17 protein-coding genes are annotated in these 21622 nt (G+C 71.6%); 1 reads left to right on the forward strand and 16 read right to left on the reverse strand.

The window, feature by feature from the left end; translation table 11 throughout:
* Window position 1: 1 nt before the first annotated feature.
* From ACYU8V_RS18410 to ACYU8V_RS18475, 14 genes are all read right to left on the reverse strand, one after another.
* On the reverse strand, window positions 2–613 hold the full coding sequence (locus ACYU8V_RS18410) for a hypothetical protein (RefSeq protein WP_460849391.1): 612 nt from the start codon (window positions 611–613) through the stop codon (window positions 2–4).
* Between the two features lie 30 nt (window positions 614–643).
* Window positions 644–4213, reverse strand: a complete 3570-nt coding sequence (gene mfd, locus ACYU8V_RS18415) for a transcription-repair coupling factor (RefSeq protein WP_460849394.1) — start codon at window positions 4211–4213, stop codon at window positions 644–646.
* 37 nt (window positions 4214–4250) lie between these two features.
* Complete coding sequence (locus ACYU8V_RS18420; RefSeq protein WP_460849395.1) at window positions 4251–5591, reverse strand: serpin family protein; 1341 nt, start codon at window positions 5589–5591, stop codon at window positions 4251–4253.
* 54 nt (window positions 5592–5645) lie between these two features.
* Complete coding sequence (locus ACYU8V_RS18425) at window positions 5646–6116, reverse strand: DUF3817 domain-containing protein (protein ID WP_460849397.1); 471 nt, start codon at window positions 6114–6116, stop codon at window positions 5646–5648.
* A gap of 91 nt (window positions 6117–6207) precedes the next feature.
* Window positions 6208–6525, reverse strand: coding sequence for a hypothetical protein (locus ACYU8V_RS18430; protein WP_460849398.1), 318 nt, complete (start codon window positions 6523–6525; stop codon window positions 6208–6210).
* A 49-nt stretch (window positions 6526–6574) separates the two neighbouring features.
* The gene (locus tag ACYU8V_RS18435) at window positions 6575–7258 is read right to left on the reverse strand and encodes a lytic transglycosylase domain-containing protein (protein WP_460849400.1); all 684 of its coding nucleotides are present in this window, start codon (window positions 7256–7258) and stop codon (window positions 6575–6577) included.
* 10 nt (window positions 7259–7268) lie between these two features.
* Window positions 7269–8129, reverse strand: a complete 861-nt coding sequence (locus ACYU8V_RS18440; protein ID WP_460849401.1) for a phosphate ABC transporter ATP-binding protein — start codon at window positions 8127–8129, stop codon at window positions 7269–7271.
* Between the two features lie 25 nt (window positions 8130–8154).
* Window positions 8155–9126, reverse strand: coding sequence for a sortase (locus ACYU8V_RS18445; protein ID WP_460849403.1), 972 nt, complete (start codon window positions 9124–9126; stop codon window positions 8155–8157).
* 2 nt (window positions 9127–9128) lie between these two features.
* Window positions 9129–11039, reverse strand: coding sequence for an Ig-like domain repeat protein (locus tag ACYU8V_RS18450; RefSeq protein WP_460849405.1), 1911 nt, complete (start codon window positions 11037–11039; stop codon window positions 9129–9131).
* 131 nt (window positions 11040–11170) lie between these two features.
* Window positions 11171–13804, reverse strand: coding sequence for a hypothetical protein (locus ACYU8V_RS18455; RefSeq protein WP_460849406.1), 2634 nt, complete (start codon window positions 13802–13804; stop codon window positions 11171–11173).
* Window positions 13804–15474 (reverse strand): phosphate ABC transporter substrate-binding protein PstS, encoded by a 1671-nt coding sequence (gene pstS, locus ACYU8V_RS18460; RefSeq protein WP_460849408.1) that lies wholly within the window; start codon window positions 15472–15474, stop codon window positions 13804–13806. Before pstS ends, ACYU8V_RS18455 begins: the two co-directional genes overlap by 1 nt.
* Window positions 15467–16684, reverse strand: coding sequence for a phosphate ABC transporter permease PstA (gene pstA / locus ACYU8V_RS18465; protein ID WP_460849409.1), 1218 nt, complete (start codon window positions 16682–16684; stop codon window positions 15467–15469). Before pstA ends, pstS begins: the two co-directional genes overlap by 8 nt.
* Before the next feature lie 8 nt (window positions 16685–16692).
* Window positions 16693–17709 (reverse strand): phosphate ABC transporter permease subunit PstC, encoded by a 1017-nt coding sequence (pstC, locus tag ACYU8V_RS18470; RefSeq protein ID WP_460849411.1) that lies wholly within the window; start codon window positions 17707–17709, stop codon window positions 16693–16695.
* 189 nt (window positions 17710–17898) lie between these two features.
* Window positions 17899–19611, reverse strand: coding sequence for a serine/threonine-protein kinase (locus ACYU8V_RS18475; protein WP_460849412.1), 1713 nt, complete (start codon window positions 19609–19611; stop codon window positions 17899–17901).
* Between the two features lie 71 nt (window positions 19612–19682).
* On the opposite strand from ACYU8V_RS18475, the gene ACYU8V_RS18480 reads away from it, so the two are divergent.
* On the forward strand, window positions 19683–20237 hold the full coding sequence (locus ACYU8V_RS18480; protein ID WP_460849413.1) for an RNA polymerase sigma factor: 555 nt from the start codon (window positions 19683–19685) through the stop codon (window positions 20235–20237).
* 8 nt (window positions 20238–20245) lie between these two features.
* Here ACYU8V_RS18480 and ACYU8V_RS18485 read toward each other — a convergent pair whose 3' ends face one another.
* Both ACYU8V_RS18485 and ACYU8V_RS18490 read right to left on the reverse strand, forming a co-directional pair.
* Window positions 20246–20755: a hypothetical protein gene (locus tag ACYU8V_RS18485; RefSeq protein WP_460849414.1), complete on the reverse strand. Its 510-nt coding sequence runs from the start codon at window positions 20753–20755 to the stop codon at window positions 20246–20248.
* Between the two features lie 36 nt (window positions 20756–20791).
* Window positions 20792–21565, reverse strand: a complete 774-nt coding sequence (locus ACYU8V_RS18490) for an isoprenyl transferase (RefSeq protein ID WP_460849415.1) — start codon at window positions 21563–21565, stop codon at window positions 20792–20794.
* Between the last annotated feature and the right edge of the window lie 57 nt (window positions 21566–21622).

The raw sequence follows: 21622 nt of genomic DNA on the forward strand, positions 1-21622 counted from the left end.
GTCACTGGGCCGTGGAGCCGATCACGGGTCGCGGGCCGCACAGCTGGCTGTCGGGCAGCGCTGCCACCTCGGCCGCGGTCGGCTGGCTCCCACCGGAGAGGGCGTCGCCGGTCACCGCGACCGAGAGTTGACGGTCGGTCGGGACCAGGCCCTGGCTCGTGGCGCTCAGGTCGAAGCGCGGGTTGATCACGATGTCGAAGTCGGCGGGGTCCAGGCGCAGCCCGCCGCCGGCGAGCTGGTTGATCGCGTGGACCTGGGCCTCGTCGTCGATGAGGTCCTGCAGTGCGGCGCGCTGGTCGGCGGTCATCTGATCGATGCCCGGGACGCCGGAGAGGTCCTGCGCGGTGCGGGCGCCCGGGAGGCCGTGCTCGGCGGCGTACTGGATGAAGGCCTGGTCGGTGACCCAGGTGCCGACCTCCTGGTTGGCCGCGTAGCCGCGGGAGGTCCCCTGGCCCTGCGGGGAGTTCGCGGTGGCGATGCAGACCGCGTCGACCAGGTTGTCCAGGCTGGTCAGGGACAGGCTGGTCCCGTCGACCTGAGCGGCGACGCCGGGATGCGGAGCGTCGTGGCTGCCGCAGGCGGAGGCGAGCAGGACGGCTGCGGTGGCAGCCACCAGAGCAGGGGTACGACGCACGCTGACTCCTTAAGGGACCTGTTGATCGCGCGGGTCGATCACAGCATCGATGACCAGGCGCGCCCATTCAAGCAGTGCGACGCCCTCGATCGGCTTGCCGAGCTGCCCCGGCGTGCCGGGCCGCGGCACGATGATGGCCTCGGCCTGGCTCTTGACGATCGACTTCGGGTAGAGCCGCTGCAGGCGGACCACGCGCGACTCCGGGAGCACGACCGGCGCGAACCGGATGTTCTTGCCGACCGTCGTGATCTCGGTGAGCCCGGCCTGGCGGGCCCGGGCACGGAACCGGGCGACGAGCTGCAGGGCCACGACGGGCACCGGCGGCTCGCCGTACCGGTCCTGGAGCTCCTCGGCGATGGCGTCGACGTCCTCGTCGGAGCGGACCTCGGCCAGCCGCTTGTACATCTCCAGCCGCAGCCGCTCGCTGGGGATGTAGTCGTGCGGCAGGTGGGCCTCGACCGGCAGCTCGATGCGGACCTCGTCGAGGACCTCCGGCGCGCCGCCGTCGCTGCGGAAGTCGCGCACCGCCTCACCGACGAGCCGGACGTAGAGGTCGAATCCGACGTCGGCGATGTGGCCGGACTGCTCGCCGCCAAGCAGGTTGCCGGCGCCGCGGATCTCGAGGTCCTTCATGGCGATCGCCATGCCGCCGCCGAGGTCGGAGTGCTGGGCCAGGGTCGCGAGCCGCTCGTGCGCGGTCTCGGTCAGCGGCTTCTCGGTCGGGTAGAGGAAGTAGGCGTAGGCACGCTCGCGGGACCGGCCGACCCGGCCGCGCAGCTGGTGCAGCTGGCTCAGGCCCAGGGTGTCGGCGCGCTCGATGATCATGGTGTTGGCGTTGGACACGTCCAGCCCGGACTCGACCAGCGTGGTGCAGACCAGCACGTCGAAGCGCTTCTCCCAGAAGTCGAGCATGACCTGCTCGAGCTGCTTCTCGCCCATCTGCCCGTGGGCGGTGGCGACGCGGGCGTCGGGCACCAGCTCGCGCAGCTTGGCGGCGGCCTTCTCGATCGAGTTCACCCGGTTGTGGATGTAGAAGACCTGGCCGTCGCGCAGCAGCTCGCGCCGGATCGCCGCGACGACCTGGCGGTCCTCGTAGCCGCCGACGTAGGTCAGCACGGGGTGCCGCTCCTCGGGGGGCGTGGTGATCGTGGACATCTCGCGGATGCCGGTGATCGCCATCTCCAGGGTGCGCGGGATCGGCGTGGCGGACATCGAGAGCACGTCGACCGAGGTGCGCAGGCGCTTCATCTGCTCCTTGTGCTCGACCCCGAAGCGCTGCTCCTCGTCGACGATGATCAGCCCGAGGTCCTTGAAGCGCACCTCCGCGCCGAGCAGGCGGTGGGTGCCGACGACGATGTCGATGCTCCCGTTCGCCATGCCCTCCATGACCTCCTTGGCCTCCTTGTCGGTCTGGAACCGGCTCAGCGCCTTGATGACCACCGGGAAGCCGCTCATCCGCTCGGCGAAGGTGCTCAGGTGCTGGGTGACCAGCAGCGTCGTGGGCACCAGCACCGCGACCTGCTTGCCGTCCTGGACCGCCTTGAACGCGGCCCGCACCGCGATCTCGGTCTTGCCGTAGCCGACGTCGCCGCAGATCAGCCGGTCCATCGGCACGACCCGCTCCATGTCCTGCTTCACCTCGTCCACGGTCGTGAGCTGGTCGGGCGTCTCGTGGAACGGGAACGCGTCCTCGAGCTCGCGCTGCCACGGGCTGTCGGGACCGAACGCGTGGCCCTGGGTGGCCTGCCGGGCGGCGTACAGCTTGATCAGCTCGGCCGCGATCTCGCGGACCGCCTTGCGGGCGCGGCTCTTGCGCTTGTTCCAGTCGGCGCCGCCGAGCCGGTCGAGGCTGGGCTGCTCGCCGCCGACGTACCGCGTCACCTGGTCGAGGGCGTCGGCCGGGACGTAGAGCCGGTCCGGCGGCGCGCCGCGCTTGGAGGCGCCGTACTCCAGCACCAGGTAGTCGCGCGTCGCGCCGTGCACGACGCGTTGCTTCATCTCCACGAAGCGGCCGACGCCGTGCTGCTCGTGCACCACGTAGTCGCCGGTCTTGAGCTCCAGCGGGTCGATCTGCTTCTTGCGCCGGGTCGGCATCGCGCCCTTGTCGCGCGTCGAGGCTTTGGCGCCGACGATGTCCTCGCCGGTGAGGATGACCAGCCGCTGGCCCTCGTCGACCAGCCCGTGGGCGAGGCCGCCGCAGGCGACCGTGACCACCTTCGGGTTGACGTCGGCGCCGGTCGGGAGCGTCTCCACCAGGCGCGCGGGCAGGTCCCGCTCCCCCAGCGCCTCGACCATGCGCTGGGCCGGGCCATGACCCTGGTGCAGCACGACCACGGTCCAGCCGTCGGCGTGCCAGGCGGCGATGTCGGAGAGGGCCTTGTCGACGTCGCCGTGGTACGTCGGCGCGGCCTGGACCCGTCGTACCTGACCAACGCGTTGGTTCTCGGCGTCGGACCCAACGCGTTGGTCAGGTGCGACGGTCTCCCCGTCCAGCCCGAACGGGCTCAGCGTCCACCACGACTCCCCGAGCCCGAGGGCGTGCGTGCGGACCTCCCCGAGCTCGCGGTACGACGCGGCCTGCAGGTCGATCGGGGCCTGACCCCCACTCGCCGCGACCGCCCAGGACGCCGCCAGGAACTCCTCGGAGGTCGCGACCAGGTCGTGGGCGCGTGCCCGGGCACGCTCGGGGTCGAGCACCAGCACCTGGGCGTCGCTCGGCAGCAGGTCGACGAGCAGCTCGAGCTCGTCGACGAGCACCGGGATGAGGGCCTCCATGCCCTCGACGGCGATGCCCTGGGCCAGCTTGTCGGTGATCTCGAGCAGCTCGGGGTGCTTGCGACCGAGCTCGGCGGCCCGCTCCCGGACCGCGTCGGTCAGGAGCAGCTCACGGCACGGCGGCGCCCAGAGCCGGTCGAGCTTGTCGATGGTGCGCTGGTCGGCGACCGCGAAGGACCGGATCTCCTCGACCTCGTCGCCCCAGAACTCCACCCGCACCGGGTGGTCCTCGGTGGGCGGGAAGACGTCGACGATGCCGCCGCGGACCGCGAACTCGCCGCGCTTCTCGACCAGGTCGACGCGTGAGTAGGCGGCGCCCACCAGCCCCTCGACGACCTTGTCGATCTCGGCGGTAGCACCGGTCGCCAGCTCGACGGGGTCCAGGTCGCCCAAGCCCTTGACCTGGGGCTGGAGGAGCGAGCGGACCGGGGCGACGACGACGCTCAGCGGACCGGTGGCCGCGTCGGTGCCGGGGTGCTGCAGCCGGCGCAGCACCGCGAGCCTGCGCCCGACGGTGTCGGACCGCGGCGAGAGGCGCTCGTGCGGCAGGGTCTCCCAGCTCGGGTAGTAGGCCACCGTCGCGGGGTCGAGCAGGTCGCCGAGCTCGGCGGTCAGCTGCTCGGCCTCGCGGGTCGTCGCGGTGACCGCGAGCACCGTCCGCCCGGTCCGCGCGAGACCGGCCACCAGGAAGGGCCGCAGCGGCGTCGGACCCGTCAGGTCCTCGGTGCGTACGGCGGTCCCGCCGAGTGCCGCCGCGAGGGCCGGATCGGCGAGGACGAGATCAGCGAGACCGGCGAGCGACACGTTGCCCGAGTCTAGGTGCCGCCACCCCCACCCGCCCTCACCGCGTCGGGTCGGCGACCCGCCCGACGAACAGCGGCGTGCCGTGCGCGGTGTCGTGCAGGACGAAGAGGAACGGCCGGTCGACGGTGAACGTGGCCGGGGCGACCGGGGCACCGGTCGCGACCATCACCACGGCCGTCGCGGCCGCGGCCTCGGTGCCGTCCTCGTCGACCTTGACGTAGCCCTGGTGCAGCACGTCGCCGATCTCGAGCCCCTCGTCGGTCGTCATCGCCGAGAAGTCGGCGGCGTCGGTGAACGCCCGGGTCACGCCGAGCGCCTCCAGCGCGGACTTCAGCGAGACCGCCGTGCGCGCGGACCAGCGCGGCAGCGTCAGGTCCACCGTCGCGGAGCGGCCGGGCGCCAGGGCGCGCACGAGCCCGCCCTTCGCGAGACCGGCCTCGACCTCGTCGAAGCGACCCGCGTCGGGCAGCACGACGGTCATCGCGAGGGTGCCGCCGGCGTACGGGATGCGCGCGGCCTGCCAGCCGGGGCCGTCGGTCAGGTCGACGCCGACGCCGGGCTTGGTCATCAGCGGGGCTCGGACGGTGCGGCCGTCGGCGAGTTGGAAGTCCCCCGGCCGGGTGGACTTCTTGTCGAATGGCTGCTCCCAGGGGGCGGTCAGGCTGACCGCGTCGACCAGCGCCAGCCGCGCGTCCCGGGTCAGCGCGCCGTGCGGCACCAGGTCCGTGATCCGGTCCTCGGTGCGATCGGCGACCCATGCGTTGATCAGGTCGGCCACGTGGTCGGGATTCGCGAAGTCGACGGTGCGCATGCCGGCGCCGTAGTCGCGCGCGAGCAGCTCCAGGAACGGCCGCTCCCAGGCGAGTCCCTGCTGCCCGAACAGGGCGTTGGCGGTGGTGATGCCGAGGGTGGCCTTGCTGCCGTCGGCCCGCTCGACGTCACCGGCCAGCCCGTCGACGTACGACGTCAGCGCGTCCATGCCGTCGTGCCACCGGTCGCCGAGCGCGCCCGTGCCGAGCGCCGAGCCCATCTGCGCGGCGGTCGTGCCCCGCGCGCCGGCGAGGGTCATGGAGAGGGCGACGGCGACGGAGTACGGCGAGATCACCAGGTTGCCCGGCCCGCCGGCCGTCCCTCGGATCCCCTTGAGCACCGCGTCGTACAGGCGCACGGCGAAGCCGTCCATCGCGGTCGCGGCGGGCCCGACCAGCGTCGGGTCCGCGGCGGCCCGCGCGACGTCGGCCGACACCAGCTGGATGCCGCCGGTCGCCTGCTTCGGGTCGTTCTTCGCAGCGCTGCCGCAGGCCTCCATCAGCCCTCCCGCCGAGGTCAGCAGCAGGCCGAGGGCCCCTGCCCGGATCAGGTCTCGTCTTCCCAGCATGTCCGGTACGACGCGGCCCGGGCGGATCGGGTTCCCGCGAGCGTCAGGAAAGGGTCAGGAGGATGCGGGCGGGCCGACGACCAGCGCCACGCCGGTCAGCACCACGACGGCGACACCCGCGACGGCCAGGCCGCGCAGCGGCTTGTCCAGCACCCAGCGCACCACGCGCTCGGGCAGCGACAGCCCGTCGGTCGCGACGGAGCCGCGCAGCCGCCAGCTCTCCGCGAGCCAGCCGTTGCGCACGGCCACCAGCTCCACGGCGTACGTCGCGAACGGCGGGATCGCCGCCGCCAGCGCGAGCAGCCCGCGGCGGGCCGACCAGCGCTGGTCCACCCAGACCGTGGCGGTCGCGACGACGTAGGAGATGAACACGATGCCGTGGATCATCCCGAACACGCGGACCCCGACCTCGGTCGTGTGGGTGACGTACTTGAGGAACATGCCGAACAGCAGCAGCGCCCAGGTGATCGCCTCGGCGATCGCGACGCGGCGGAAGACGGTGACCGGGCGGGACAGGAAGCTCACGTCGCCGAGCCTAGACAGGACACGGTGGAAGGCAGCATCCGTCCGACCTTGAGGTCGGTCACACCTCGCTCCTCCGCACCCGGGTCGGCGGCTACGACTCGCTCGGGTCGGTCAGACGAGCGGCGTCCGCGCGGCCAGATCGGGAGCTGCGGTCACCGATGAGCACGCCCAGGCCGAGGATCCCCAGGCTCAGCCCGCCGAAGGCACCGATCCGGACGCGCTCGACCGCGCCGGCGTGGCACCGATCCGCAACGATGGACAACCCGTCCGGGTGGCCTCTCAAGGCCTCACGGATCGGCACGCAGGATCGGACGCTGACGGTCGGGTGGTCCACAGGGATGGGGTACAGCCACAGACCGGCGACCACGAGCACCGCGGCAAGCAGGATGCCGGGACCGATCCACTTCACGAGGGGACCCTATGGGGACACGACCGTCTCCGCGGTCGATCCGACCGATTCAGCGGGTGCGCTGGTCGTAGGCGACGGCGGCGGCGTACACCTGGTTCACGTAGTCCTGGGAGTGGTTGTAGGAGAAGACCGCCTGCGCCCAGCCCGACGACGTGGCGAGGTCGTACCCGTCCGCGCAGAGGTACGCCGCGGTGGCGACCGCCGCGTCGAAGAGGTCGTTCGGGTCGGTGCGACCGTCGCCGTCGCCGTCGACCGCGTAGCGCGCCCAGGTGTCGGGGATGAACTGCATCGGGCCGTAGGCGCGGTCCAGGCCGCCGGACAGCTCCGGTCCCTCGATGGGCGAGGACGAGTAGCCCGAGGACAGAAGGGTCCGGCCGCCGAGGGTGCCGTGCTGGGACTCCACCCAGCCGATGCCCGCCAGCGTCGTCCAGCCGATCGTGCAGGGCGCACCGAGCTGTGCCCGCGCGTAGGCCAGCACGGCGGTGGCGGGGATGCCCGCCTCGGAGGCGACCCGGTCGACCCATGCCTGCGACACGGTCGTGCCTCCCGACCCCGAGCCGGACGCCGTCGGCGCCCGCGCCTCGCGCGGTGCCGCTCCGGCGGTCGGCTGGACGGTGCCGATGCTCGTGGCGCCGGAGGGGGCGGCCACGACGTACCAGACCACGATGCCGACCATGCCGAGCACGAGCAGCACCATCCCGCTCACGAAGACGAGGGGCAGGCGCTGGTGCACCGGAGAAGTATCAGCCAAAGCGACCGTTCACGTAGTCGGCGGTCCGCGAGTCCTGCGGGTTGCCGAACATCGCGGCGGTGGGGCCGTGCTCGACGATGAAGCCGGGCGTGCCGTGCGAGGCCAGGAAGAACGCGCACTTGTCGGAGACCCGCGCGGCCTGCTGCATGTTGTGGGTGACGATCACGATCGTCACCTCCTGCGCGAGCTCCTTCATGGTCTCCTCGATGACCCGGGTCGAGGTCGGGTCCAGGGCCGAGCACGGCTCGTCCATGAGCAGGACGCGCGGCTTGATCGCCATCGAGCGGGCGATGCACAGCCGCTGCTGCTGGCCGCCCGACAGACCGCCGCCGGGGGCGTCGAGCCGGTCCTTGACCTCGTTCCAGAGACCACCGAGCTTGAGACAGCGCTCGACGAGCTCGTCCTTGTCGGACTTCGTGGCCTTCTTGCCGGTCAGCTTGAGGCCCGCGAGCACGTTGTCCCGGATCGACATCGCCGGGAACGGGTTCGGCTTCTGGAAGACCATCCCGATGTCGCGGCGGGCCTGCGTGATCCGCACCGAGGCGTCGTAGATGTCCTCGTCGTCGATCAGCACCTGGCCGGCGAGCGAGGCGATCGGCACCAGCTCGTGCATGCGGTTGAGGATGCGCAGGAACGTCGACTTGCCACAGCCCGACGGCCCGATCAGCGCGGTGATCTCCCCGGCGCCCATCGTCAGCGAGACCCGCTCCAGGACCTTGTGGTCGCCGAACCAGGCGGACACGTCGACCGCCCTCAGCTCGGCCAGGGCGCCCGGCGTCGGGGACGTCGGGGACGTCGGCTCGGCGTCGATGACCGGCAGGATGCTGGTGTCGTCGAAGGTGGATGCAGACATGGTTCTTCCTCAGATCTCGGACGAGCTAGTACAGATTGGGCAGGACGAGCACGACCTGCTGTGCGATCTCGATCCCGAGAAGGATGATCACGGGCACACCGACGATCCAGGTGTGCCAACGGCCCCAGCGCTTCAGCGCCAGGTAGAGCAGCGCGGCGACCACGGCGACGACCTCGAGCAGCAGCGCCAGCGGCAGCCAGCCGCTCGGGTCCGACGACAGCGGGTCCTCCGCCTTGCTGAGCGAGCCGAGCCGCAGCACCGGCTGCGGGGTCGGCTGGGCCTTGCCCTCGATGTCCGCGTCGACCCGGACGATGCTGCCCGAGGCGAACGCCAGGCCGGTGGCGCTGACCAGGGTCAGGCGCCCCGCCGTCGCCGACTTCATCGGCGGCGCCTGGTCACCCGCCCGTCGTACGTCGACGACCTGGTACGTCGCGACGCCCTGGCCGGTCGTCGTGGTGATCGTGTCACCGGTCTTGAGCCGCGAGAGGTCCCCGAACGGACCGCCGTACGCCGCCTGGCGACCGTAGAGGACGCTGATGCCCTCCTGCCCGGGCAGCGGGGTGTCCCGCCGGTGTCCGGGGCCCTTCATCAGGGCGCGACCGGAGGTGCCCTCGACGACCGTCGCGTCCACGCCGATGGCCGGGATCGAGAGGATCGCGACCGGCGCACCGATCGGCAGGAGTGCGCCGTTGTAGTCGACCTGGCCGATCGGCGCGGTGCCGAGAGAGAGCTCGTTGCGGAACTCGCTGTAGAGCAGGCGCTGGCTGCGGTGCTCGGCCAGGTGCGAGATCACCAGCAGGTGCAGGAACAGGCCGACCAGCAGGGCCACGAACAGGACCATGGCCCAGCCGGACAGCTGCAGGAGCGTGCGCTCCGACGGCCGCGGGACGGCACGCCGGAGGTCCACCGGCGCCGCCGTCACGACGGGACGACGGCGGCGCGCCGCCCCGGCCTTGGCCGGGGCGGCGCTCCGTTCGATCGTTGACGAGTCCGACAAGGTCAGCTGACCGTCAACGTGGCGAGCTTGGTGGAAGCCTTCGCGCTGATGTTGGCGTTGCCGCTGTAGGAGACGTACACGTAGTACGTGCCCGCGGGCAGCTTGGGCAGCGTGCCGACGTACTTGCCGCCGACGAGGGCCTTGCTGCTCAGCGTCGCCTTGGTGGTCGTGCCCTTCTTGACCACGATGGTGACGGTGCCGGTGGGAGCGAGGCCGGTGGCCGTCACCGTGACGGTCACCTTGCCGGCGACCGTGTGCGACACCTTCGGCGCGACGGCCTTGACGACCGGTGTGGCCTTGGCGACGACGTAGGTGCCCGTGGCCTCCTGCGACGGCGCGACGCCCTGCAGCGTCGGGGTGAAGCCGTCAGTGTCCGCACCGATGGTGAAGGTGCCGGCGGCCGGCGTCGGGACCTTGACCGTCGCGACCGACTGGGTCGCCGGGGCGACGGCCGGGGGCAGCGTCACGTGGTACGCCGTGCCGTTGATCGTCACCGTCGCGGTGCCGCCGAGGTTGCCGGTGGACTGCGCGGCCACGGTGAACATGGCCGAGCCGCCCGCGACCGGCGTGGTGGCCGGCGGGGTCACGGTCAGCGTCGAGACCGACGGGAGGTCGGCCGAGAAGCCGGTCGTGCCGCAGTTCGCGTCCTTCATGAAGCCGTACGCCGCGATGGTGGCGGTGTCGAGGCAGATCTTCGAGCCCTTGCCGACGAAGGTGTCGTACATGGCGCGGTTCTTGATGCTGGCGCCCGGGTTCGCGACCACGTCGGTGGCGATGATGTTGTAGACCTCGCGGGTCAGCTTGGCCGAGCTCTCGATGCCGTCGGTGATGTACGCCGGGTTCGGGACGTAGGTGCCGCTGTGGTCGACGTACGGCAGGACCGCGTGGGCGGTGCCACCGATCGAGGAGTCGAACGGGACCAGCACGTAGTCGGTGCCGGCGACCTTGCCGCTCGGGTCGGCGATCACGCCGTTGTGGTAGCCGAGGAACTTCGCGCCCGAGAAGGGAGCGATGACCGCGACGCCCGCCGGGACGCCGGTGGTGATGGCGGTGGCGTCGTGCTCCTGCACGGGGGCACCGGAGTAGTCGGTGGCACCGACGTACGGCGTCGGGGTGGCCGACGGGGTGCCGGCGCTGGCGAACAGCGAGTCACCCTTGTTCGAGCCGAGCGGGATGCCGCTGCTGTCGACGGCGTTGAGGCCCTTGAGGAAGAACTGGCGGCTGCCCGATCCGGGCTTCGGCACGAAGGCGTTGATCGGGATCAGGTTGGCGCCCGAGGTCGTGCTGAGCGAGCCGTCGACGGTGGAGACGTACTTGTTGGTGCCGTCGTAGATCGAGGCGAGGTTCGCCTCGGTCAGGCCCTTGCCGCCGTTGGACAGCAGGAACGGGCTGCCCGCGGGGACCGCGAAGCTGATCGAGTCGATCGCGAACGGGATCTCGGTGACGACACCGGCCTGGGCGGCGGTCGTGTAGCCGCTGACGATGGTCGGCTGCGTGACGCCGGCGGTCGCCTGCGTGCCGGAGGCACGCGCGAAGTCGACGTCGCCCGGCTTCGCGAGACCCGCGGCGGTCACGCCGATGGAGTCCTCGAGGGCCTTGAAGCCCGCGCCCGAGCCGTTGGGACGGGGGCTGGCGACCAGGCCGCTGCGGTAGGTCAGGGTGCCGGTGCCGGTGGCCGTCCACGAGGACATCTCCGGCATCGAGCCGTCGGGGGTGGTGCCCAGGTCCTGGGAGATGCCGTAGAGCACGTCCTGGATGGTGTCCGAGCCGACGCCGACGAGGTAGCCGTTGGCGGTCGGGTCCTCCTGGTTGGCGGTCACGCCGGCGGCATTGGCCGCCGTGATGGTGCCGAGCGACATCGTCGCCGCCACGGTGACGCCGACACCGAGCTTCGCGAAGGTGGTGACCTTCATTGAGTTATTCCTTTCGAAAGGGACAGATGGCTGACCGCCCCCCGATGGGTTTCCAGCGCACCGGGAACGTAGGAAGCGGGGACGTCCGAGAGGGGGGCGCCGAGTGACGCGCCGATGAACGAGGAGCGGCATCACGGCGCCTTCCGGCGAGCCGCACCGAGGAACGTGGGGCCCATCACCAGGCAGGGCAGGGCGAAGCACAGCGCGGCCAGGAGCGAGTAGCGCGCGACCGGGCTGATGTACGCCGCCGGCGTGATGCCGCCGGGCAGCGCGTCCGCGTTGACCGTCACGATCGGCGACGGCGAGGCCGCCCCGGAGGAGTCGCCCGAGGGCAGGTCACCCGACGGCACCGAGTCACCGCCGCCGGTGCCCGTGCCGCTGCCCGTTCCGGCTCCGTCGCCCGTGGCGGGGCTGGCCGTGGGGGTCGGCGACGCGCTCGCACCCGGCTTGTGCGACGCGCACTGCGGGTCGCTGACCTCCGCGCGCAACTGCTTCGCCGTCGCCAGGGTCACCTTGCGGTCCGCGGCACTGAGCGGCGCGTAGCCGGCGGGCAGCTGGCCCTGGTCGTTGCCGGGGTTCTGCCCGGACGCGGCCGCGTAGTCGAGGAAGGAGGCGTAGCTGGACAGGTCGCCGAGCGAGGACGCACACACGTTGATGACCGCGTAGGTGCGCATCGTCAGCGGGTAGCCGCCGTCGACCGGAGTGGTCGCGTCGACGGTCGAGACACCCGGCACGGCCGTCGGCACCGAGGCGCTCTTCAGCTGGGCGAGCATCGCGGCGACGGTCGGGCCGACCCCGGATCCGTTCTCCTGCGGGTCCGAGACCAGCGACGCGACCGGCAGGCCGTAGAGCGCGGCCGACTGTGAGGTCGTCAGGCCGATCTCGAACCGGGTCCCGGGCTGCGAGGCGCCCTTGGCGACGTACTGCGGCGGGGTCTTGGTGTTGTCCCAGAACGTCCGGTTGCCCGCGTTGGCGAGGACGGTGCGCACGGCCGCGTCGGCGAAGCTGCTGGCGTAGGGCAGCATGTCGATGGTGCCGTAGCCGGGGGCCGGTGCGTCGCCGGTCTGGAACTGCGACGGGTCCGCCTTGGGGAAGGAGTCGACGGTGGTGTCGGTCCCCAGGTCCAGGTCCTTGTACGCCGCGTTGATCCGCATGCCCCACGGGTCGGCCTTGCCCGCGAGGAAGTTGCGGGCGGCCGTGTCGGCGCGCAGCCAGGCCCACACGGTCGCGGCCGCGTCGGAGTCCCCGAAGGGCACGATGAGGCCCTCGGGCGCGGAGTTCGGGAAGAAGTCCTTGAAGCCCGGGTTGAGCTCGAGGAACTCCGGGTCGTGGATCACGCTGTCGGGGTTGCCGGCGGGCACGGTCGCCCCGGTCCCCCGCCCGTCGCCGGGGGTGTCGGCGCGGTAGGACTGCGTCAGCATCTTGGCCACCAGCCGCGGATCGAGCCGCAGGTTCGTCACCAGGGTGCCGTTGGTCGCCCTCTCCGCCGGTGTCGCGCTCGAGGAGTAGTTGCGGTCGATCAGATAGCTGAACACCAGCGAGGAGTTGGTCACCGGCGCATAGGCCAGCGTCGCGCCGTTGGTCTGCGTCGGGTCGACGGGCGAGGCGACGAAGTCCATGTTCGGCGAGCCGGCCGTCACCGCGGACCGGGCCGGCGGGTCACCGATGGCGGAGTAGGTGAACAGGGGGCCGCTGCCGTCCGCACGGCACAGGGCGGCCTGCCAGGACGAGAACGCCATCGTGAACAGGTCGGTGCCGGCCGTGTCGACACCGCTCTTGTTCAGGTCGCAGTTCGAGCCGGTGGCCGTGAACGACAGGGGGACCTGGATCCGGTCCTGCCAGACCGAGGCCGACAGCGGCGAGCCCGCGGTGTACGGCGAGGACGTGTCGCCGTTCTGGTACGCCGTCGTGGCGTCGGTGCCGTTGACGTTGTACTCGCCGCGCGGCACGACGACCAGCCAGCAGGACTTGCCCTGCGCGGAGTACCGCGGGTCGCCACAGCCCAGGTAGGGCGCGGTGAGCGCGCTCTGCAGGTTGACGATGTACTGCCCGGTCCCGTCGGCGGCGGTCGTCGCGTAGGTGACCTCGTTGGAGAGGGAGGCGTCGAACGGCGGCTTGTGCGCGTTGTCGTTGGTCCAGCCCAGGTTCGCCTTGGCCGGGTCGGAGACCGACCAGAAGGGCACCAGGTTCTGGGCGATCTGGCCGAACGGCTTGTGCGTGTAGTCCGGACCCAGCGCCTGCTTGGGGTCGGCGTCGCCGCCACTGGTGAGCGTCCGGGCCGCGGCGTTCGGGCCGACGACGCTGGTCAGCGAGGGGTTGGGCGCACCCCACTGGCACTGCTGGGGCGTCGGGCCGGAGTTCTTGCTCGCCCAGCACTGCATGATCTGCAGGTAGTCCTGGCCGCCCCCGGAGCCGGTCGGCGTGCCGCCGGTCCAGCTGACCTTGAGCCCCTGGTCGGTGAGGCCGGTGGTCTGGGCGACGGTCACCTGGAGGTTCCCGAAGAGCTTCTGGTTCGGGTCCTGCGGGTCGTTGCTGCCCGCGCTCCAGTCGGGGTCGTACGTCGAGCGCTGATCGGTCCACGGGACCGTGACGCTGCTCGTGGCGGTCGCGGCGGTGCGGGCCGCGCGGTCGCTGCCGGTCGACGTACCTCCGGCGCCGGCGCCGACCGCCATGGCGGTGGCGAACACGCCGACGCACAGGTCGAGCAGCAGGGCGACGGCCGCGAGGTGGCGCCAGCGGCGGCGCAGGAACCACGGCGTGGTCATCAGGCGCCCTTCCGCCGACTGATCACCAGGATCGGCGGCACCACGATGAGGACCAGGATCGCTGCGATCACCAGCCACATGGCGCGCTGGGCCATCGACGAGCCGAACGAGGACGGGACCTCGACCGGGCTGGCGACGAGCTTGGTGCACTGGCTGGTGTCGGGGTCGCACGACGTGCTGCCGTCGGGGTTGAGCAGGCTGATCGGGCCGCTGCCGGAGCCGTCGCCGGTCATGCCGGTACCAGTGCCGGAGCCCGGCGGGCCACCGGCGATGCCGCTCCCCGTGCCTGTGCCCGTCCCGGTCCCTGTTCCGGTGCCGCCGCCGGTCGTGACGACGCCGGTCCCGCCCGACCCGGTGTTGCCGCTCCCGTCACCGGCGTGGCTGCTGTTGTTGTCGCCCTGGCCGGCGGTGCTGCCGGACTTGCCGCCGTTCGAGGCCGTGCCGTACGTGCAGGTCGCCGCGGCGCCGAGCTTGTCGCACTTGTCGGGGTAGAGCGCGTTCTGCGCCAGCAGGTTCGCCCCGCTCGGCGAGAACGTCGGGTTGTCGGCGCAGTTCTTGATGCTGATGCCCGAGATGTGGCCCGGGACCTGGCTGAGCAGCCCCAGGCCCGCCTCGACCAGGTTCTTCGGCAGCGGCGAGTAGCCGAGCAGCAGCGCGCTGCGCTGGCCCTGGCACAGCGCGTAGTTCGCGAAGTAGCTGATGCTCCTGCCCTTGTCGGCCGAGAAGCCGGTCGTGGGGATCACGAAATAGGAGTACGACGAGATCGGGTACGCGCGCGGGTCGGTGTCGGCGTACACCCCGGTGAGGTCCTGGGTGAGGTACTCGCTGGTGCCCTTGTTCTGGTTGATCTTCGCCTTCAGCAGCGCCACCGAGGCGTTCGACGGCGTCGGGAGGACGTAGTAGCCGCCGCGGTTGAGCACCTTCGCGGCCGGCATCCCGGACTTCACCGCGTAGGAGTACTGGACGTAGCCGATCGAGCCGGCGAACTGCTTGACGTAGCCGGCGACGCCGTCGTCGCCCTTCTTCGCCTGCTGGACCGTCGGTGAGTACTTGCTGCACTGGGTGAAGAAGGACAGCTCGCCACAGGTCCACGGGCTGCCGCTGTAGGACAGCCACTGGGTGAACAGCGCGGTCGAGCCCGAGCCGTCCGCGCGGACCGTCGGGGTGATCTTCAGGCTGGGCAGCTGGGCGGCGACCGCCGGGTTGTCCTTCTTGATCGCCGGGTCGTTCCAGGAGGTGATGGTGCCGGCGAAGATGCCGGCGATCGTGGGCTGGGACAGCTTCAGGTTCTGGTACTGCTGCCCCCCGACCGCGAGGTTGTACATGAGCGCCGTGCCGCCGGCGACGTCCGGGACGTACACGAACGACCGACCCGGCTGCCCCGGGCTGGCGCCGTTGGGCAGGCCGTAGGGGATGTCGCTGCCGGCGAAGTCGACGGTGTTGTTGGCGAACTCCTGGAGACCGGTCACCGAGCCGTTGGAGCCCACGTTCACGGTCAGCTGGGTGTGCACGGCCGCGCGCCAGCCGTCGATGGCGTTGAACGCCCACGAGGAGCCGTCCTCGGAGACCGGCGAGTAGGTGTCGGCGTACGCCGGACCCGAGGCCGCGCCGAACGCGGCGAGCCCCGAGCAGAGCGCGAGGGCGACGAGACGGGCGATGCTTCTACGCATCAGAGGTTTCCTCCGTGGTGGCGGGGGCGAGCGAACGGGATCGGGTCAGGGACCGGAGTCGGGCGACGCGCGCGGCCCGGCGCTGGCGGCGCCTGGCCAACTTGGCGACGTCCTGGGCGCCCGCGACGCGGGCGGCGACGAAGAGGACGAGGACGAGGACCATCAGCACGATCGCGGTGCCGAAGCCCCGCGAGATCATGGCCGGCTCGGGTGACTGCTTGAACTGGAAGACGTCCAGCGGCAGCGACACCATCGGGCCCTTGAGCGGGTTCCAGTTCAGCGACTGCGCGAATCCGGAGGTGAGCAGGACCGGGGAGGTCTCGCCGATCCCGCGCGCGGTGGCCAGGATGACGGCGGTCGTGAGGCCGGACCGGGCGGTCGGGAGGATCACGTGCAGCGCGGTCTTGAGCTGCCCGGCGCCCAGACCGAGGCTGGCCTCCTTGAGCGTCGACGGCACCAGCCGGATCACGACGTCCGAGGCGCGGATCATGATCGGCAGCATCATCACGGTGATCGCCAGACCGGCGGCGAAGCCGGACTTGTCGAAGCCCAGCCCGAGGATCAGCGTCGCCAGGATGAACAGGCCGGCCACGATCGAGGGCAGGGCGGTCATCGCCTCGACGATGGTGCGCACGAAGCGCGACAGCCGGCCGGGCACCTCGTTGAGGTACAGCGCGGTGGTGATGCCGAGCGGGATGGTGATCGCCAGGGCGATCGAGATCTCGATCAGTGTGCCGACGATGCCCTGGATGACACCGCCCTTGGACAGCGGGTCGGACGGACCGGTCGAGGACATGTCCTGCGTGAGCAGGTTCAGGTGGACGATCGCGGGGAAGCCCTTGATGGTCGTGAAGACCAGCACCGAGCCCAGCGCCAGCACCAGCAGGAACGCCCCGGACTGGACGATCACCGAGATCACCCGGTCGCCGACCACCGGGCCCGGCTCGTCGAGCCACACCAGGACGGCGTACAGGCCGATGAAGAGGGCGTAGCCGATCACCAGGTTCGCGAGGAGGCCGTGGACCGGCGCGAGCTGGGAGCCGAGGATGCCGGTCAGCGCCGCCGCGGCGACGAGCGCGCCCACCACGTGCAGCAGGTCGCCGATGCGTACGCCGGACGTCAGGCGACGCTCCTCACGGGTGGCGAGGACCTCCTCGCTGAACTCGCGGTCGGGCAGGGTCGTGGTGACCTGCTGCTGCGTCGGCTCCATCGTGGCGGTCAACTCGACGCCCCCGACCGGGAGCGCGCGACGACCGACGACGCGGCGAAGTTGATGACGAGGGTCATCAGGAAGAGCGCGAGGCCCGCGGCCATCAGGGCGGAGAGCCCGAACGGACTGGCCTCGCCGAACTGCAGCGCGATGAGCGAGGACACCGAGATCGCACCGCTCTGCAGGATGTGCGGCTGGATGGTGAAGACCGGCGAGATGATCATGTACACCGCGATGGTCTCGCCGAGCGCGCGGCCCAGGCCGAGCATCGTGCCGCCGATCATGCCGCCCTTGCCGAACGGCAGGACCACCGTGCGGATCACGCCCCACTTGGTGGCGCCGAGGCCGAGGGCCCCCTCGCGCTCACCGATCGGGACCTGCGAGAAGACCTCGCGCATGATCGAGGTGACCACCGGCGAGATCATCATGCCGACGACGACCCCGGCGATCAGCGTGGTGCCGGTGAAGATCGTCATCGAGGACAGCGGGGTCGAGCCGTCGACCCCGTCGACCTTGAAGATCGGGATCCAGCCGAAGTGCTGGGCGATCCAGCCCGACACCGGGGCGACCTTCGCCTGCAGGAAGAAGAAGCCCCACAGGCCGTAGACCACCGACGGGATCGCGGCCATCAGGTCGATGACGGAGACCATGAACTTCCGCATGCCCAGCGGCGCGTACTCGGTGATGTACAGCGCCGTGCACGTCGACAGCGGTACGGCGACGCAGATCGCCACCGTCGCGATGAGGACCGTGCCCGCGATGACCGCGGCCACGCCGAAGTCGCCGCCGTCGGGGTTCCACGCCTGGGTGGTGAGGAAGGAGAAGCCGGCCTTGTGCAGGGCCTGCGAGGCCCGCAGCGTCAGGAACGTGCCGACCAGCAGCATGATGCCGAGCACGGTCATGCCGCCCGCGGTCGCGACCGCGCGGAAGATCTTGTCCGGGGTGTCCCGGACGAGCTTGATCTTGCGAGGACGATCGAGGTCCTCGGACATCTCGTCGAACTCGCGAATCGGGAGGGTCGTCACCGTACGTCCTGGCTCGAGGCCCACCCGGAGGGCCGATGTTCTGCCGCGGCTGCGGCCCCCGAACGGTGACCCGAAGACCTATCCGGTTGGCGTGCGCACGGTGAACGCAGGGCGAACCAGGGCTGTGCAGTGGTGGGCGGGTTCCTTGTCGGATCCCACGATGCAGGTGGACGGGTGGTGAACCCGTGCCTAACGGACCGGGCTGACCGGACTGTCGGGGCCGCCCGAGCCGCCCGAGCCGTCAGGGCTGGCCGAGCCGTCAGGGCTGGCCGGGACGACCGGGCGGGCCGAGGCCGCTGCCGCCGAGAGGAGGGCGTCGAGACCGTCGACGTCCTGCTTGCGGCCGGAGACGGAGATCTCCAGGCCGGCGTTGCCGCTGGCGTCCGGGACCCAGCGCCAGAAGTTGAACCGCAGGTGGTGCGCGCCGTCGACGTACTTGAACCAGATGGCCTCGTTGGTGCGCTGGTAGACGGCGAACTCCGGGTAGTGCGCGTTCCGGAGCAGTGCCGTGCGCTGGATCTCCTCGACCCGCGGCGTGTAGGTCGGCTCGAGCGCGCGGAAGCGGATGCTGTACCCGCCGATCGTCGGCTCGTTCGGCGGCCGCCAGCGGACCTCGGTCTGCTGGTCGATCTGCTGGCCCGCGGTCGGCAGGACCTCGCCGTTGGAGCTGAGGATCGACGCGGTCCAACCCTTCGGGACGCGATAGCTCCACACCGAGCCGCCCGGCGAGACGACCTTGTGCGTCACCGTCAGCCGCTCGTTGAGGCTCAGCGGCGGGTACTTCACGTCCGGGGCGACGAAGACGCTCGTGGTGATCGAGGCCGGCCCCGTGGTGGGCACCCCTCCCCCGCCGGCGCCCCTGCCCTGGTCGGTGATCAGCGCGTAGCCCCCGCCGGCGACGGCCGCGACGACGATCAGGCAGGCGGCCAGCACCCACGGGACCCGCCGCCGACGGCCGGGCTGCTCGGGGGCGACGGGGACCGGGCTCGCCGGCGCCGCCGGCACGGGGCTCTCCAGCGCGGTGCGCTGCAGGTAGACGGTCTCGGTGTCCGCCGAGCGCGGTGCCTCGTAGAGGAAGGCGTACTCCGAGCTCGCCGCCTCCCGCCGCGCGGCCTTGAGCGCGCCGACGAAGCTGGGCACGTCCGGCCAGCGCAGCTCCGGGTCGCGCTCCAGCGAGCGCAGCAGCACGTCGTCGTACGCCGACAGCTCGGGGCGGATCTCCGAGGGCGCGAGCGGCCGCTGCGGGGAGCCGAGGTCGGCGATGCCGCCGTGCCGGGCGATCCGGCCCGTCATCAGCTGGTAGGCGACCGCGCCGAGGGCGTGCACGTCGGCCCGGCGGTCGATGCCGAGGCCGATCGCCTGCTCGGGTGCCATGTACGCCGGCGTGCCGACCACCTGGGTCAGGCCGCTGGCGTGCAGCATCGCCTTCGCGACGCCCAGGTCCGCGACGAGGACCTCCTCGGTGTCGTCGTCGCCGGAGCGCAGCAGCAGGTTCTGTGGCTTGAGGTCGCGGTGGATGATGCCGCGCTGGTGCAGGACGTGGACCCCGATGCCGGCCTGGGCGATCAGGTCGACGGCCCGGTCGGCCGAGATCGCACCGACGTCGGTCAGCGTCGCGAGCGAGCCGCGATCGGCGTACGACATCACGAAGTAGGGGGTCTGGTCGGCCTCGCCGATGTCGTAGACCCGCACGACGTGGTCGGAGTCGGCGCGCCGCAGCATCCGCGCCTCCTCCAGGAAGCGCTCGCGCACGTCGGCGCGCGCGGCCCAGTTGTCGGCCAGCGCCTTGACCGCGACCGGGGAGTCGAGGTCGTCGTCGTGGTACAGCCAGACCGTCGCGAAACCACCCGCCCCGATGCGGTCGACGCGGCGCAGCCGGCCGAGCCGTTCGGGGAGGGTCACCTGGGTATTGTGGCGCACAGATTCGGCGGGCAAACCGATGCACCGCCGAGACGTTCTTGGGAGCGCAGGGGATGGACACCGCGGAAGTTCCGGATCTCGAGGGGCTGGCCGTCCGCGCGGCCGCCGGCGACCGCGAGGCGCTGGAGGACCTGCTCGCCGCGATCCAGCCGCGGGTACGCCGGATCTGCGGCCGGATGCTGCTCTACCCCGAGGACGCCGAGGAGGCGACCCAGGACGCGCTGCTGCTGGTCGCGACGAAGATCCACACCTTCAGCGGCCGCTCGCGGTTCACCACGTGGCTGCACGCCGTGGCGTCGAACAGCGCCCGCTCGACGTACCGGACCCTGAAGCGGCGCTCGGCCGAGCGCGGGTACGACGAGCTCCCCCAGACCGCCGACCCCCGCACCACCTCGGTCATCGCGGGAAGCCGGCTCGACCTGCTCGAGGCGCTCGAGATCCTCGCCGCGACCCACCCCGAGCACGCCGAGGCGCTGGTGCTGCGCGACGTGCAGGAGCTGGACTACAACGAGATCGCCCAGCAGATGGGCGCTCCGCTCGGCACGGTCAAGGCATGGATCCACCGGGCGCGGCAGACCGTCCAGCCGCTGCTGCGCGTCGAGGGCTGACCGCACGCTCAGGCGGGGGCCCGGCACACCTTCAGCGACCAGTGCCACAGCCGCAGCACCGAGCGCGGCGGCCAGTCGTCGCACTGGCTCAGCGGCTGATCCGGCCCGCCGGCGCCACCGGACTCGCGCGCGACCCAGTGGCCCCCGGCGGTGCGGTGGAAGACGTCGTAGGAGCCCGCGTCGTTGAGTGACACAGCGGCAGCCCCGGCGTCGGGGTTCTTGGCCTCCATCCCTCCGGCCGCCCACCACGTGCGGGTGGCGGGGTCGTAGGCGTAGTAGCGCTGCGTGCGGCCCAGGCCCGAGAAGCCGGACGCGGGCACCTGCTTGGCGGCCGCGCCGGCGACGATCAGCCGGTGGATCACCGCCGGGGTCAGGGTGAGGTTATGGGCCGGGCCGGCCGGGCTGGTGCCGGTCGTGGGCGCGGTCGTGGGCGCGGGCTGGGCGGACGTGGTGCCTCCGCAACCCGAGACGAGCAGCGGCAGCGCGAGTGCCGCGGCGGCGTACGGAAGGGTTCTCATGTCCGGTGTGATGCCGGGCACGCCCCGTCGGTTGCGTCAGACCCCGTGCCGGCGCTCGCGCTGCGCGTAGGCGCGGATGGCGCGCAGGAAGTCGACCCGGCGGAAGTCGGGCCAGTAGGCCTCGCAGAAGTAGAACTCCGACTTCGCGCTCTGCCAGAGCAGGAAGCCGCCGAGCCGCTGCTCCCCCGAGGTGCGGATGACGAGGTCCGGGTCCGGCTGGCCCTTGGTGTAGAGGTGGTCGGCGATGTGCTCGACGTCGATCTGCTGGGCGACCTCGTCGATCGACAGGCCCCGGGACGAGGCCTCGACGAGCAGGGACCGGACCGCGTCGGCGATCTCGCGCCGCCCGCCGTAGCCGACGGCGACGTTGACGATCATCCCGTCGACGTGGCTGGTGCGCTCGGCCGCGTGCTTGAGGCGCTCGGCCATGCCGTGCGGCAGCAGGTCGAGGGCACCCACCGGGTTGAGCCGCCAGCGCTCCTGGTCGGCGAGGGAGTCGACCGCCTCGACGATGATCTCCAGCAGCGGCTCGAGCTCCTCGGCCGGCCGGTTGAGGTTGTCGGTGGACAGCAGCCACAGCGTCACGACCTGGATGCCGATCTCGTCGCACCAGGTCAGCAGCGGCTCGATGTTCGCGGCGCCGGCGCGGTGGCCGTGCGCGGTGTCGTGGCCGACGGCCTTGGCCCAGCGGCGGTTCCCGTCGAGCATCACGCCGACGTGCTGGGGCAGGTTGTCGGGCATCCGGCGCAGCATCCGTGCCTCGTACGCCGGGTAGAGCACCCTGCGCACGCCCCGCTTCCAATCCGCCACCCGACGATCGTAACCAGTCCGGGGCCGTCACACCGGGCACTCGCTTCCGAGCGCAGC

The organism is Nocardioides ultimimeridianus (assembly GCF_054777895.1).

What these genes read in the sequence shown, in the direction of transcription:
- ACYU8V_RS18420 (WP_460849395.1), bottom strand. Translation starts at nt 5,591, where the DNA reads ATGCTGGGAAGACGAGACCTGATCCGGGCAGGGGCCCTCGGCCTGCTG.
- ACYU8V_RS18485 (WP_460849414.1), bottom strand. Translation starts at nt 20,755, where the DNA reads ATGAGAACCCTTCCGTACGCCGCCGCGGCACTCGCGCTGCCGCTGCTC.
- ACYU8V_RS18450 (WP_460849405.1), bottom strand. Translation starts at nt 11,039, where the DNA reads ATGAAGGTCACCACCTTCGCGAAGCTCGGTGTCGGCGTCACCGTGGCG.
- ACYU8V_RS18480 (WP_460849413.1), top strand. Translation starts at nt 19,683, where the DNA reads ATGGACACCGCGGAAGTTCCGGATCTCGAGGGGCTGGCCGTCCGCGCG.
- ACYU8V_RS18440 (WP_460849401.1), bottom strand. Translation starts at nt 8,129, where the DNA reads ATGTCTGCATCCACCTTCGACGACACCAGCATCCTGCCGGTCATCGAC.
- pstS (WP_460849408.1), bottom strand. Translation starts at nt 15,474, where the DNA reads ATGCGTAGAAGCATCGCCCGTCTCGTCGCCCTCGCGCTCTGCTCGGGG.
- pstA (WP_460849409.1), bottom strand. Translation starts at nt 16,684, where the DNA reads ATGGAGCCGACGCAGCAGCAGGTCACCACGACCCTGCCCGACCGCGAG.
- ACYU8V_RS18455 (WP_460849406.1), bottom strand. Translation starts at nt 13,804, where the DNA reads ATGACCACGCCGTGGTTCCTGCGCCGCCGCTGGCGCCACCTCGCGGCC.